This window comes from Paraburkholderia sp. J41 (genome assembly GCF_905220235.1).
GTDB lineage: Bacteria > Pseudomonadota > Gammaproteobacteria > Burkholderiales > Burkholderiaceae > Paraburkholderia.
Genome location: NZ_CAJMZE010000036.1, coordinates 49936 through 63297, shown reverse-complemented (window position 1 = coordinate 63297; position 13362 = coordinate 49936). Strand labels below are relative to the sequence as shown.

The following is a 13362-nucleotide window of genomic DNA, read 5'->3' as shown; positions in this document are numbered from 1 at the left end:
GAGCGCGCGAACAAGCTGGGCGACAAGGTGCCTGGCGGAAAGTCTCTGCTGGTGATCCAGCCCGGCGCAAATTTCGTCAAACCCTCCGATGCGCAAAGCAACACCCAACTGGCGGGTCTCACGCTCGCACTGGCATCGGGTGATCCTGGCAAGGGATACTGGGCCAAGGTGCAGCCGACCCGGATTGCGGCACAACCCGGCGCGCACGGCCATGGCCATAAACACCCCGCCAGCGGTACGCCCGTAGGCAATCCGCAATGGGTTGAACGCAGGTACGCGGGCAAGGTGGCCGGTGCGACGGTCCAGACCTGGGCGGACTTCCCGTTACAGCTTGCCAATACGCAGGGTTTGGCGGTCGGCTACCAGGAGGTATTTTCACGCGCCCAGCTTGAGCAGCTTTCCGATAACAGCAACGCGACGGAAGAGAACAAGGGGCAGGGAACGCCCGCGCAATGGTGGGAGATTGATGCGTGTGACGGTGATGGCAAGGCGTTCTACGGCTGGGTGTGCGGGAAGGCTCACCCCAAAACGCTATGGCAAAGCCCGTGGGCGTGGCCGGATTTTGATACGGTCGATACAACCGGAATCCCGGTAATCGACCTGTACCGCCGCAACCTGTTTGAGACGAAGCAGTTGCTCGACGGCGAGGAACAGGCATTCACCCCGGTTGCTGCGAAGGTCAACGCTACTCCGTTTATCGCGAAGCTGGAGAAGATAGCCAGGCGCCGGGTAGCGGCAAGGGGAACATGGTGGTTCCGGCTGACCTGAAGGATGCATTGACCGTGCCGTGGCTGGCGGAAGTGGTCTCGCACCTGATCGTCAGCTATGAAAGCGAATGGGGCGGCGACATAAGCAAGTGGCAAGCGCTATCGCCACTGATGGGCGACGATGGCAAGCCTGTCTGGCAGGCTGAGCTTGAGCGTATCGAAAAGCTGAAATAGTGGGACAAGGTGAGCGCGGTCAACGGCTTTCCCGCCAGCCCGGACGTTTGGCATATTCACCCAATCGGATTAGTGGGGAATTTTCTACAAGGTGCCTGCTCCTGCAATAAGGATATTACAGAGGAAGAACTGGACTTACTCTTACCGCCAGATGTCAAGTCCAAGGGGCTCTTTCATGCTGCTCACGACTCATCCGTGCATGGATTTGATAAAGGTAAATTTCTTGAACTTTTAAATAAGTATCTGCGCGAAAACGACATGATGACATGCGTCAGAAAAGTTCACTTTCTTTCCCAAATGTCTCATGAATGTGATGAACTCCGAACGAACGAACGAGGAGTACCGCAATAAAAATGGGTCTACTCCTTCCGGCTGGAGTAATTACCATGGAGGATCAAATTTCCACGGTCGTGGCTTAATTCAGCTAACTCATGATGAAAATTACATCGCCTACGGAAATTTTGTTGGCGATACAACCATCGGTACTAACCCAGACAAGGTAAGCAATAGCATCGATCACACCACCCACTCTGCATGTTGGTACTGGAGACACGGAAGCCATTGGGGAGACATCAATCCGAAGGCAGATAACAATGATTTTTATGCGATTACGGTTGCCGTTAATGGTGGATTCAATCACGTAGACGATCGATTTGTCGCTTTAAACAAATTGGCAAAGCTGCTTGGAGCGGGAAAATGTGCTACGAATCCAGGGCTTGTATTCAACGACTATCAGATAGAGAAAAGCTCGCTTTACGGTAGCAATTTCTACAAGACCCATACGAAACGTGTTAATGACGCTGTGGAGGCGGTTGATGCAAAAAAATCAACTATTTGATCTCGCAAGAGCGCTTTTGCTTCTGCTTACCTTTGCGACGCTCGTTGCGTCCAACAGCGCGCGGGCGGAATCGGTGAACGGGAGGTTTTTCACTGGGCAGGTCTACAGTGGGGAATTTTCCTTCTCGGAAAGCAGCAATGCAGACGGAATGCGGGTCAACCCCGTGTCCGTACGACTGACGATCGACGGCCAAAAGAATTTATTGTTCTACACATATGTTGCAGACGATCTTCCCACTATAAGAGCAAGTGATATGGGTTTCCTGTCAATCATTACCAATTCAGGCGGAATGGAAGGAAGTGTCACGTATAATTATGTGATTCCAAATCGCGACTCATTAGTATCGGTTGGCACTGTCCAAACGACACTTCATCTTGGTAAAATTGAAAAAATCGACGTGCAGCCAAACAAGGACTTGGAAAAGGATGAAATCAATGGATTTATAGAGCGAATCGCAAGATTCAATGTTTCCGCATTATCGGAACCGGTGAACGCATATCCCGCGGCAATGCTATTACTACTTGGTCAAGGGAAATATTTGACGCCAAAAGATGACGTTAATTTATCGATACTTTACAAAAACAAAGAAATTGTTGATGACCCGATTTTGCTGCGAACGCTCAAAAGAGTTATCTGCTCAGATACCCAGATCGCTGAGAATACCCCCATATCAAGCATAAAAACCGTTATTATAAATAAAGCATATTTATTTAACTCCCCGACTTCATCCGGCATCGATAGATCGTATCTCATTAAAGGTGATGGCGTGAGTTTGGTAAAAAAATCAGATAGTGGCCGATATTGGCTCGTTGACTATGTGTCGTCGCACGGCCTGAGAATAGAAAAATGGCTCCGCTGTGAAGACATAGGCTACTGTCGTTGACATAAATGATCTGTAGCGAGGCAGAACAATCACAACTTTCAAGAAAATTCCCCACCAAGCCGAACAAAGGGGCAACAAATCACTGCCAACAATGTCCATGGCGTAGACAGCTTCGAATGAATTGGCGGCGGCGAGACGGGCGGCGCACTTGTCGGCCTTCGTCGCTTCATCCGGATCAATGCTTGCCGCCAGTTTTTCGTGAGCGTCGTCGCGCCGCTTGCGAGCATCGGCAAGCGGCGCGTCTGTATAGACGCCAAGTGCAAGGCTCTTTTCTTTTCCGGCAAAACGGTACTTGAAAATCCATCGTCTGCTGCGCGTTGGCGTGACGAGCAGCAGGCCGCCGCCGTCATACAGCTTCTGCTGTTTTTCACTCGGCTTCGCGTTACGGATAGTGACGTCGGACAGATGCCATGTCTGCTCCCAAGGTCCTTGCACTAGCAGGGGTTGTGCATTTCCCACCGAGCGCTGGATTCGTGAGAACCCCTAAACAACCCATCGATGGAGGTTATTATCGGTGGTAAACCTTTGGAGACCCCGCCAGGCTTTATCTGGCGGGGTTTTAAGTAAACCGTTGAACTCGTTTGGAGAGTACTTGGTGCCGGGGACCGGACTCGAACCGGCAGGCCGTTAGGCGGCGGATTTTCGTCACACCACGTCTTTCGACGCCGCGCTTCCCTGGAGGATCGCGTTCGTGCGCTGGACTATGCCTTCGCCGTCGCCGCACACCGCGTCTGCACGCCGCGCGCCGCCTTAGGCGCCCCCCGTCTAGTCTCTACACCTTCCACGCCGCCGCGTCGTGCGCGACTGCGGGCTTGGCTCGGCGTTGCCTCGGCGGCCGGGCGCTCGCGCGCCGCGAGCCCCAGGGGATTCGCCGAATTTGAGGGGTTCTGCACCGGCCGTTTCCGGTCGGGCACTCAATCTTTTAAGTCCGCTATGTTTACCAATTTCATCACCCCGGCAGGGCGGACGCGATTCTACCATTGCGCACCGCGCAGCCCCAAGGCCAGGACGACGGCAGCGCGAGGCCCGCAGCCTCGGCGCGCGTCATCGGCCCGTCATATGGCGTTCCGATAATCCCGGCATCGAAAACGTTTACAACGACGCCGGGGCCGCAACGCATGACGCCAACCATCAAGGATGTCGCCGCACACGCGGGCTTCTCGATCGCCACCGTCTCGCGCGCGATCAACGCGCCGCATACCGTCAATCCCGTCACGCTCGCGCGCGTGCGCGAAGCCATCGACGCGCTCAAGTTCCGTCCCAGCCCGCTCGGCCGCCAGTTGCGCGGCGAACGCACGCGCCTGATCGGCGTCGTGCTGCCCACGCTCGCCAATCCCGTGTTCGCGGAATGCCTGCAAGGCATCGACGATCTTGCTTCCGCGCAGGGCTTTCGTCTCATGCTGATGACGACGCAATACGACGCCGAGCGCGAACGTCACGCAATCGAAACGTTGCGCGCGCAGCGCGTGGAAGGGCTGATCCTGACGGTCGCCGACGCCGACACGCACCCGCTGCTCGACGAACTCGACGCCGACGGCCCGCTCTACGTGCTGATGCACAACGACACGAGGCGCCGCCCGTCCGTGTCCGCCGACAACCATCAGGCCGCCTACGACGGCGTGCGCATGCTGATCGCCCACGGCCACCGGCGCATTCTCATGCTGGCCGGCACGCTCGCCGCCTCCGACCGCGCGCGCCAGCGCCACGCGGGCTACGCGCTCGCGATGAACCAGGCCGGCCTCGCGCCCTTGCCCGCGCTCGAAGTCGATTTCAACGCCGAAGAACTCGCGCCTTCGGTGCTCTCGCATCTGACGAGCGGCCCCGCGCGCCCGACCGCCCTCTTTTGCAGCAACGATCTGCTGGCGATGGTGGTGATGCGCGGCCTGCGCCGCGCGCGCATGCGCGTGCCGCAGGATATGTCGATTCTCGGCTTCGACGGCCTCGCGATGAGCGAACTGCTGGCGCCGCCGCTTGCGAGCATCGGCACGCCGAACGCCGAAATCGGCCGCGCCGCGTGGCAGCGGCTGATGGCGCGCATCGGCGGCCATTACGTGGGACCGCTCGCGCATACGCTGCCGCATCGCTTGCGCATGGGCGGCACCGTCGCCGCGATCGCGCACGCGCCGCTCGCCGCCGCGCACGTGCGCCATGCGCGCGCCGCGTTCGGTCCGCGCGGCGGTTTGGGCGAGCCGGGCATCGACCTCGCCTGACCGTCGCGCGCGCACCCGACGCACGCATCCATCGCCCGACACGATCAGCACGCTTTTTACCCGACCTGGAGACCCGCCGTGACCCGCCGACTCGCCTTTGCCGGCCTGTTTTCGCTTTCGTCGCTTTCATCACATTCGTCACATTCGTCGCTTCGCGCCTTTCTGCCGTTGCGCGCCGCGCGCCGCGCATGCGCCGCGCTCCCGCTCGCGCTCGCCACGCTGGCCGCGCCGCTCGCCGCGCACGCCCAGCAAACGGCCATTTGCTACAACTGCCCGCCCGAATGGGCCGACTGGGCCGCGCAGATCCAGGCGATCCAGCAAAAAACCGGCATTCGCGTACCGTTCGACAACAAGAACTCGGGCCAGGCCATCGCGCAATTGATGGCCGAGCAAAAAAGCCCCGTCGCCGATGTCGTTTATCTGGGCGTGTCGTCGGCGTTCCAGGCGAAGGAGAAAGGCGTGATCGCGCCGTACAAGCCCGCGCACTGGAACGACATTCCCGCCGACGAGAAAGACCCGCAAGGCTACTGGTTCGCGATCCATTCGGGCACGCTCGGCTTCTTCGTCAACAAGGACGCGCTCGACGGCAAGCCGGTGCCGCGCTCGTGGGCCGACCTGCTCAAGCCCGAATACAAAGGCACGATCGGCTATCTCGATCCGTCCAGCGCGTTCGTGGGCTATGCGGGCGCCGTGGCCGTGAATCTCGCGCTCGGCGGCACGCTCGACAACTTCCAGCCGGGCCTCGACTGGTTCGGCAAGCTCAAGGCCAACCAGCCGATCGTGCCGAAGCAAACGGCTTACGCGCGCGTGCTCTCGGGCGAGATTCCCATCCTGCTCGACTACGACTTCGACGCCTATCGCGCGAAATACAAGGACGGCGCGAACGTCGAATTCGTGATCCCGAAGGAAGGCACGATTTCCGTGCCCTACGTGATGAGCCTCGTGAAGAACGCGCCGCACGCCGCAAACGGCAAGAAGGTGCTCGATTTCGTGCTCTCCGACGAAGGCCAGAAACTCTGGGCCAACGCATATCTGCGGCCGGTGCGCGCGAACACGCTCTCGCCCGCGGCGGCCGCGAAGTTCCTGCCCGCGAGCGAGTACGCGCGCGCCAGGCCCGTCGATTTCGGCAAGATGGCCGCGCAGCAGCAAAGCTTCGGCGAGCGCTATCTCCAGCTCATGCACTGATCCGTTTTTTCGCTCATTTTCCGCTTCATTCATGCACGACCTCACTTTTCCGCTGCGCTGGCGCGTGGCGCTCGTGGCGCCCGCCCTCGCCGTGTTTCTCGCCTTCTGGCTGCTGCCGATGGTCGCGCTCGTGCAGGTGAGCGCGGACGGTCATTTTCTGCGTACCTACCAGGCACTCCTGACGAATGCGCGCTACATGAAAAGCCTTGCCGCCACCGTCATGCTCTCGGCGGCCGTGACCGCCGCGACACTCGCGATCTCGACGATCTGCGGCCTGCTGCTCGCGCGCCGCGCTTTCGCGGGACGGCGCGCGCTGCTGGCGCTGCTCACGTTTCCGCTCGCGTTTCCGGGCGTCGTGGTCGGCTTCATGGTGATCATGCTCGCGGGACGCCAGGGGCTGATCGGCGCGCTCGCGCTGCGCTTGACGGGCGAGCGCTGGGTGTTCGCGTATTCGATGGCGGGCCTCTTCGTCGGCTATCTGTACTTTTCGATTCCGCGCGTGATCGTCACGGTGATTGCCGTGGCGGCCCAGCTCGACGCTTCGCTCGAAGAAGCCGCGCGCTCGCTTGGCGCTTCTCCATGGCGCGTCTTTCGCGACGTGATCCTGCCCGCGCTCGCGCCGGGGCTCGTCGCCGCGGGCGCGATCTGCTTCGCGACGGCAATGGGCGCCTTCGGCACGGCGTTCACGCTCGCCACCGACATCGACGTTCTGCCGATGACGATCTACACCGAGTTCACGCTCAACGCGAACATGGCGACGGCGGCGGGTCTGTCCATCGTGCTCGGGTTCGTGACGTGGGCCGTGCTCACGCTCGCGCGCAGCGTGACGGGCTCGGCCGTCGCGGCCACGGCGTGAGGAGCGCGCGCATGAATTCGCTGCCCTCGTCCACGGCCTCGCCCAAACCGCGAAACGAACGCGCGCCCGACGCACGACGCACGCCGCGCCGCTTCGCCAGGCTCTCGACACGCGGCGGGATCGCGTGCGCGCAATGGCTCGTCACGCTCGCAACCTGCGCGTTTCTCATCGTGCCGGTCGTGATGTCGATCGTCGCGGGCCTCACCGTCAACTATTTTCGCGGCGTGACGAGCGGCCTCACACTGCGCTGGCTCGACGAAGTCTGGACGCAATATCACGCGAGCGTGTCCCTCTCGCTCGAAGTCGCGGCGGCCACGCTCGTTCTCGCGCTGCTCACCGGCGTGCCCGCGGGCTATGCGCTCGCGCGCAGCAAGACGCGCCTTTCGCGCGCGATCGAGGAACTGCTCGTGCTGCCCGTCGCGTTGCCGGGGCTCGCCTCGGCGCTCGCGCTGCTCGTGGTCTACGGCGGCTTCACGGCATTTCGCATGAGCGCCGCGTTCATCGTGGTGGGCCACGTGGTGTTCACGCTGCCGTTCATGGTGCGGCCCGTCGCGGCCGTCTGCTCGCAAGCCGATCTGCGCACGCTCGAAGAAGGCGCGGCCAGTCTCGGCGCGAACTTCTTTCAGCGCTTCGTGACCATCGTGCTGCCTAACGCACGGCCCGGCATCGTCGCGGGCGCGCTCGCGGTGCTCACGCTCTCCATCGGCGAATTCAATCTCACCTGGATGCTGCACACGCCCGACACCAAGACGCTGCCCGTCGGTCTCGCCGATACCTATGCGTCGTTGCGCATCGAAGTCGGCAGCGCGTACACGATCCTGTTCTTCCTGATGACGATGCCGCTGCTCGTGGCGATGCAGTGGTTCGGCGTGGACGTGCCGGGCATGCCTGCAAGAACCGGCAGACAAGGCCGGCAAAAACAGAAGGACTCCGAATGAAACTCGAATCCGTTCCGGTCGCGCTCGCGCATTGCGCAAAAACGTATCGCGGCACGCGCGTGCTGGAGCCGCTCGATCTCGCGATCGGCGCGGGCGAAACGCTCGTGCTGCTCGGGCCGTCGGGCTGCGGCAAAACCACCACCCTGCGCATGATCGCGGGGCTCGAAGCGCCCGACGCGGGCGGCCGCGTCCGGTTCGGCGACGAAGACGTGACGGCGCTGCCCATCGAGCGGCGCAAGGTCGGCATGGTGTTCCAGAACTACGCGTTGTTTCCGAATCTCGACGTGCGCGGCAACATCGGTTACGGCCTGAAAATCCAGCGCATGCCGCAGGCTCAGGCGCGCGCCCGCGTCGACGAACTGCTCGCGATGATGCGCCTCGAAGCGCACGCCGCGAAGCCTGTCGGCCAGCTTTCGGGCGGCCAGCGCCAACGCGTCGCGCTGGCCCGCGCGCTCGCGCCGCGCCCGCGCGTGCTGCTGCTCGACGAGCCGCTCACGGCGCTCGACGCGCGTCTGCGCGACACCTTGCGCGGCGAGATGAACGTGCTGCTGCGCGAACTCGGCGTCACCACGGTGTACGTCACGCACGATCAAGCCGAGGCGATGGAGCTGGGCGACCGCATCGTCGTCATGAGCGCCGGGCGCATCGAGCAGATCGGCACGCCGCGCGACATTTACTACCGACCGGCGAGCCGCGCGGTCGCGCAGTTCGTCGGCATGCTCAACCGTCTCGCCGGCCAGTGGCAGGACGGCATGCTGCGCACGAGCGGCGGCGCCGTGGCCGTGAGCGGCAAGGCAAGCGCGCACGGCGCGGCGGAGCGCTTTTTCCGCCCCGAGGACGCCACGCTCGCCGAGCCGGCCACGGCGAACCTGCGCGGCGTGATCGAGCAATCGACATTTCTTGGCGAGCGCACGCGCCTGACCATCGGCGGCGCCGCGCCCGACGCCCTTTTCGTCGATGTCGCGGGCCGCATCGAACTCGCGCGCGGCACGCCCGTCGGCATTTCGATCGCGCCGGAAGCGCTCATCGCGCTCGCGTAATTCTTACAAAGCGGAGATTTCCATGCTGCTCGTCCAGCTCAGCGACCTGCACATCAAGCCACCGGGCGCGCTCGCCTATCGCCGCGTCGACACGGCGGCCAGCCTCGCGCGCGCCATCGCCCGCGTGAACGCGCTCGCGCCCCGCCCCGACGCCGTGCTCGTCACCGGCGATCTTGTCGATCGCGGCACGGCCGAGGAATATCGGCATCTGAAAACGTTTCTCGACACGCTGGAAATCCCGTACTGGCTGCTGATCGGCAACCACGACGCGCGCGAGCCGCTGCGCGAGGTGTTCGCGGACCGGCCCGAGCTGCGCGAAGGCGGCGAATTCGTGCAGTACGCCGTCGATCTCGGCGCGCTGCGCGTGATCGCGCTCGACTCGATGCAGCCGGGCCAAAGCGCGGGCACGCTCTGCGAGGCGCGGCTCGCGTGGCTCGCGGACCAACTGGACGCCGCGCGCGGCAAACCCGTGATCGTCGCGCTCCATCATCCGCCGTTCGATTGCGGCATCGCGCACATGGACGCGATTCGCCTCGACCCGCGCGCCGCCGAACGGCTCGAGGCGCTGATCGCTCGCCATCCGAACGTGGAGCGCGTGCTGTGCGGCCACGTTCACCGGCCGATGTTCGTGCGCTTCGGCGGCACGATCGCTTCGGCCGCGCCCGCGCCCGCGCATCAGGTCACGCTCGATCTCGCGCCCGGCGCGCCTTCGACGTTCACGCTCGAACCGCCCGCGTACGCGATGCATCGCTACGACGCGCGCGGCGGCCTCGTCACGCACCACGGCTACGTGGACGCGTTCGACGGTCCCTACCCGTTTCACGATCCTTCGGGCGAATTGATCGCGTGAAGCGAGCGTCCGAAGCGCCGTGGGACGCCCGCGGCGCCGTCAGCGCGATTGCGCGCGCTCCGGTATGATCGGCACGCTCCAAGCCAGCCGACGCACCGTCGACGTATTTCGGGCTCCGCCCGCCTCGAACCATGTCCCACACCGATTCCGCAACCGCCGGCGAAAGCCGGTCGCTGCGCGGCCTGCTGCTCCTGCTCGCGACCATCGCGGGCGTGACGGTCGCGAACATCTATTTCAACCAGCCGCTGCTCGACGACTTTCGTCAGAGCTTTCCGTCCGGCGCCGCGTGGATCGGCGCCGTCCCGGCCGCCACGCAGCTCGGCTACGCGCTCGGCATGCTACTGCTCGCACCGCTCGGCGACCGCTACGACCGCCGCCGCATCATCCTGTTGCAGATCGCGCTCGTGTGCGTCGCGCTGCTCGTCGCGGCCACGGCGCCCACGCTCGTCGTGCTGATCGCCGCCAGCCTCGCCATCGGCGTGCTCGCCACCATCGCGCAGCAAGCCGTGCCGTTCGCCGCCGAACTCGCGCCGCCCGAAGGGCGCGGCCACGCGGTCGGCACGGTAATGAGCGGCCTGCTGCTCGGCATTCTGCTCGCGCGCACGGCGGCCGGTTTCATCGGCCAATACTTCGGCTGGCGCTCGGTGTTCGGCGCGTCGATCGTCGCGCTGCTCGTGCTCGCCGTGGTCATCGTCAAGAAACTGCCGAAAAGCCAGCCCACTTCGACGCTCGGCTACGGCAAGCTGATCGGCTCGATGTGGCATCTCGCGGTGGAATTGAAAGGCTTGCGCGAGGCGTCGGCCACGGGCGCGTGCCTCTTCGCGGCGTTCAGCCTGTTCTGGCCCGTGCTCACCTTTCTGCTCGCGGGCGAACCGTTTCATCTCGGGCCGCAGGCGGCGGGGCTGTTCGGCATCGTCGGCGCGGCGGGCGCATTGGCCGCGCCGTGGGCGGGACGTTCCGCCGACAAGCGCGGGCCGCGCGCCGTCATCACGCTTTCGCTCGCGCTGCTCGCGCTCGCGTTCGTGATCTTCGCCTTTTCGGGCAGGAGCATCGTGGGTCTGGTGATCGGCGTGATCGTGCTGGACGTGGGCGTGCAGGCCGCGCAGATTTCCAACCAGTCGCGCATTTACGCGTTGCGGCCCGAGGCGCGCAGCCGCGTGAATACCGTGTACATGGTCTGCTATTTCATCGGCGGCGCGACGGGCTCGGCCGTGGGCGCCGTGACGTGGCACGCGTTCGGCTGGGTGGGCGCGTGTCTCGCCGGGCTCGCGTTCACCGCGCTCGCGGGCTGGATTCACTATGCGACGCGCCCGCGCGAAGGCGCGGGCGCTCGGGCTTCGTCGGCGCAATAACGCGGCGCCGCAAGCGTGCCGGTTTTTACGCGAATTACTTGTCGAGCAGGTCGCTCATGTCGTCGGCGTGCTCCTCTTCCACCGCGAGAATTTCCTCGAAGATGCGGCGCGTGGTCGTGTCGCCGTCGCCGAGATACTGAATGATCGAGCGATAGCTCTCGATCGCGATGCGTTCGGCGATCAGATTCTCGCGGATCATGTCCTCGAGATTCTTGCCTTCCTTATACTCGGAATGCGAACGCTCGCTCAGGTTCGCGGGCGAGAAGTCGGGCTCGCCGCCAAGCTGCACGATGCGCGCGGCGAGCATGTCGGCGTGCTGCTGTTCTTCGTTCGCGTGCTCGAGAAACTCCTGCGCCACGGCTTCGGACTCGATGCCCTTCGCCATGAAATAGTGGCGCTTGTAGCGCAGCACGCACACGAGTTCCGTGGCAAGCGAATCGTTGAGCAACTTGAGCACGGTCTCGCGATCGGCGCCGTAGTTCTCCGTGACGGGACCATCCTCGAGATTGCGGCGAGCTTCCTCGCGTACGCGCTTGAGATCGAATTCATACGAGGCGTGGGTAGTCGACATCTCACTCTCCTTCGAACGTTAGTGCCTGTGTGGGGTGGATAGGCATGCTGGGGAATTCGCACACGCCGTCCGTCGCGAGCCGCTTTGCAGCCGGTTGCAATTCGGTTGCAATTCGGCCGCCGTCGACGGATCGAACGTGTCACGCTTGACGTGCAACGCATATGCAACGCTTGCACGTTTTCGCGTCGATTCCTGGGCAGGCGCGATGCCGCGACGGTGATTCGCCATGAGGCTGCTCCCCGCCACGCCGCGTCGCGCCGACATCCGCCTAGCGCAAACGCCGGACCCGGCCTTGCAGCTATCTGATTCCAACCTTTCAGGCACGCCCCGTGCGCAAGCAAGGGTTCCTAGACACCGTGGAGAACACGCTCATGAAACGCCTGATTGCCCTCTTTCTTGTTACCGCTTCGATCGCCGGCCTCTCGGCCTGCAATACGATTGCGGGCGCCGGCGAGGACGTTTCCGCTGGCGGCCACGCCGTCACGAACTCCGCCGAAAAGGCGAAGTAATCGGGCTCGAGACGGTGTTATCGCCGGCCCCCGAATGCGCGGCGTTGTAATGTGCGCATCGGGGATGAAAGCCGGCCAGATGTGAAAGGCGAAAAGCCACGCAAGCCACGCGAACGGCCGCGCCGCGAAGCAATTCGCGGCGCGGCCGGACGTATTTGCGAAGTGGGACGGATTTGCTGCGGAAGTGCGGCGGATTTGCGAACGCCTGTTACGCGATCGCGTTAAATCGTCACGCGATTCCCTCACGTCCGCCTGGTGCGCCGCCGGTCGTCGAAGGCAAACGACAGTCCGACGCTCCCCAGGATCAGCACGGTCGCGACGATGGTCGCCCGCGTGATCGGCTCGCCGAGAAATAGCGCGCCCAGCGCCACCGCCACGACCGGATTCACGTACATGCAACTGCTCGCCACGAGCGGGCTCGTGTGGCGAATCAGAAAGCCGTACGCGACATACGCGGCCATGGTGCCGATCAACATCAAGTAGAAGAACGCGGCCAGCGGCAGAAAATGCAGCTCGCCCATGCGTTCGCCGCTGATCCACGCGACCGCCGTGGAGATCGCGCCGCCCAGGCCAATCTGCAATGCCGTGGCGATGAAGAGATCCTTCGGCAACGCGAGGCGTCCCGCGAGATGCGCGCCGACAGCCCAGAACAGCGCGCCGCACAGTATGGCGAGACAGCCGCCCGGCGTGCCCGACGCGCCGCCGCCCCGGCTCAGAATTGCAATGCCCACGAGCCCGAGCGCGATCGCGCCCCACTCCGCCTTCGCCACGCGCCGCCCGGAAAGCGCGGCGATCATCGTGGCGAACAGCGGCACGGTGGCCACCATGACAGCGGCCGTGCCGGTGCCGACCGTGCGCATGCCATAGGCGAGCATGCCGCTCGACAGACCCACGAGCATCGTGCCGACCACGCCCGCGTTGCGCACTTCGACGAGCGCGGGCATGACGGGCCGGCGGCGCAGCGCGAACACGAACAGGCCAATGCCCGCGAGCAGATTACGCAAGCCCGAAAGCAGGAGCGGCGGAAACGATTCGAGCGCGACGTGGACGGCAAGGTAGGTCGATCCCCACACGAAATACACCACGCCGAGCGCCAGCGCGACCTGGCCGCCGCGCGATTGCGGCAAACGCGCCGAGCGCGCGAGATGCCAGAGCATCGCCCCGGCTTGCAGCGCGCCGGCGGCGAAAC

At 63.7% G+C, this 13362-nt stretch carries 13 protein-coding genes and 2 pseudogenes; 12 read left to right on the top strand and 3 right to left on the bottom strand.

Annotation, left to right across the window (positions count from 1 at the left end; genetic code table 11):
- The 4 genes and pseudogenes from U5805_RS26835 to U5805_RS26820 form a co-directional block, all read left to right on the top strand.
- Positions 1–768 (top strand): annotated as a pseudogene (locus U5805_RS26835) (muramidase); the annotation flags it as partial.
- Positions 747–941, top strand: coding sequence for a hypothetical protein (locus U5805_RS26830; protein WP_322106534.1), 195 nt, complete (start codon positions 747–749; stop codon positions 939–941). The pseudogene U5805_RS26835 and the gene U5805_RS26830, both read left to right, overlap by 22 nt.
- 304 nt (positions 942–1245) lie before the next feature.
- The gene (locus U5805_RS26825) at positions 1246–1779 is read left to right on the top strand and encodes a glycoside hydrolase family 19 protein (RefSeq protein ID WP_322106533.1); all 534 of its coding nucleotides are present in this window, start codon (positions 1246–1248) and stop codon (positions 1777–1779) included.
- Entirely contained in the window at positions 1757–2662 is a 906-nt protein-coding gene (locus tag U5805_RS26820) for a hypothetical protein (protein WP_322106532.1), read from the top strand. The genes U5805_RS26825 and U5805_RS26820 overlap by 23 nt, the downstream gene beginning before the upstream one ends.
- A 105-nt stretch (positions 2663–2767) precedes the next feature.
- Here U5805_RS26820 and U5805_RS26815 read toward each other — a convergent pair.
- Positions 2768–3067 (bottom strand): annotated as a pseudogene (locus U5805_RS26815) (Arm DNA-binding domain-containing protein); the annotation flags it as partial.
- A 713-nt stretch (positions 3068–3780) separates the two neighbouring features.
- Here U5805_RS26815 and U5805_RS26810 point away from each other — a divergent pair.
- The 7 genes from U5805_RS26810 to U5805_RS26780 all read left to right on the top strand — a co-directional run bounded on the left by U5805_RS26810 (position 3781) and on the right by U5805_RS26780 (position 11093).
- Positions 3781–4872, top strand: coding sequence for a substrate-binding domain-containing protein (locus tag U5805_RS26810; RefSeq protein WP_322106531.1), 1092 nt, complete (start codon positions 3781–3783; stop codon positions 4870–4872).
- 168 nt (positions 4873–5040) lie between these two features.
- Positions 5041–6057 carry an ABC transporter substrate-binding protein gene (locus tag U5805_RS26805; RefSeq protein WP_415914674.1) on the top strand — a complete coding sequence of 339 codons (1017 nt, stop codon included), beginning with the start codon at positions 5041–5043 and terminating at the stop codon, positions 6055–6057.
- Between the two features lie 31 nt (positions 6058–6088).
- Complete coding sequence (locus tag U5805_RS26800) at positions 6089–6913, top strand: ABC transporter permease (protein ID WP_322106530.1); 825 nt, start codon at positions 6089–6091, stop codon at positions 6911–6913.
- A gap of 11 nt (positions 6914–6924) precedes the next feature.
- Positions 6925–7851, top strand: a complete 927-nt coding sequence (locus tag U5805_RS26795) for an ABC transporter permease (protein ID WP_322106529.1) — start codon at positions 6925–6927, stop codon at positions 7849–7851.
- Positions 7848–8891 (top strand): ABC transporter ATP-binding protein, encoded by a 1044-nt coding sequence (locus U5805_RS26790; protein WP_322106528.1) that lies wholly within the window; start codon positions 7848–7850, stop codon positions 8889–8891. The genes U5805_RS26795 and U5805_RS26790 overlap by 4 nt, the downstream gene beginning before the upstream one ends.
- A gap of 22 nt (positions 8892–8913) precedes the next feature.
- Positions 8914–9741: a phosphodiesterase gene (locus tag U5805_RS26785; protein WP_322106527.1), complete on the top strand. Its 828-nt coding sequence runs from the start codon at positions 8914–8916 to the stop codon at positions 9739–9741.
- Positions 9742–9872: 131 nt separating this feature from the next.
- Entirely contained in the window at positions 9873–11093 is a 1221-nt protein-coding gene (locus U5805_RS26780; RefSeq protein WP_322106526.1) for an MFS transporter, read from the top strand.
- Positions 11094–11127: 34 nt separating this feature from the next.
- On the opposite strand, the gene U5805_RS26775 is transcribed toward U5805_RS26780, so the two are convergent.
- Positions 11128–11664, bottom strand: coding sequence for a ferritin-like domain-containing protein (locus tag U5805_RS26775; RefSeq protein WP_322106525.1), 537 nt, complete (start codon positions 11662–11664; stop codon positions 11128–11130).
- A 371-nt stretch (positions 11665–12035) separates the two neighbouring features.
- Here U5805_RS26775 and U5805_RS26770 point away from each other — a divergent pair, with 371 nt between their 5' ends.
- A complete protein-coding gene (locus U5805_RS26770; RefSeq protein ID WP_322106538.1) occupies positions 12036–12173 on the top strand; it encodes an entericidin A/B family lipoprotein in 138 nt (45 codons plus the stop codon).
- A 242-nt stretch (positions 12174–12415) separates the two neighbouring features.
- Here the strand turns inward: U5805_RS26770 and U5805_RS26765 are convergent, their stop codons facing one another.
- Positions 12416–13330: an EamA family transporter gene (locus U5805_RS26765; RefSeq protein ID WP_322106537.1), complete on the bottom strand. Its 915-nt coding sequence runs from the start codon at positions 13328–13330 to the stop codon at positions 12416–12418.
- Between the last annotated feature and the right edge of the window lie 32 nt (positions 13331–13362).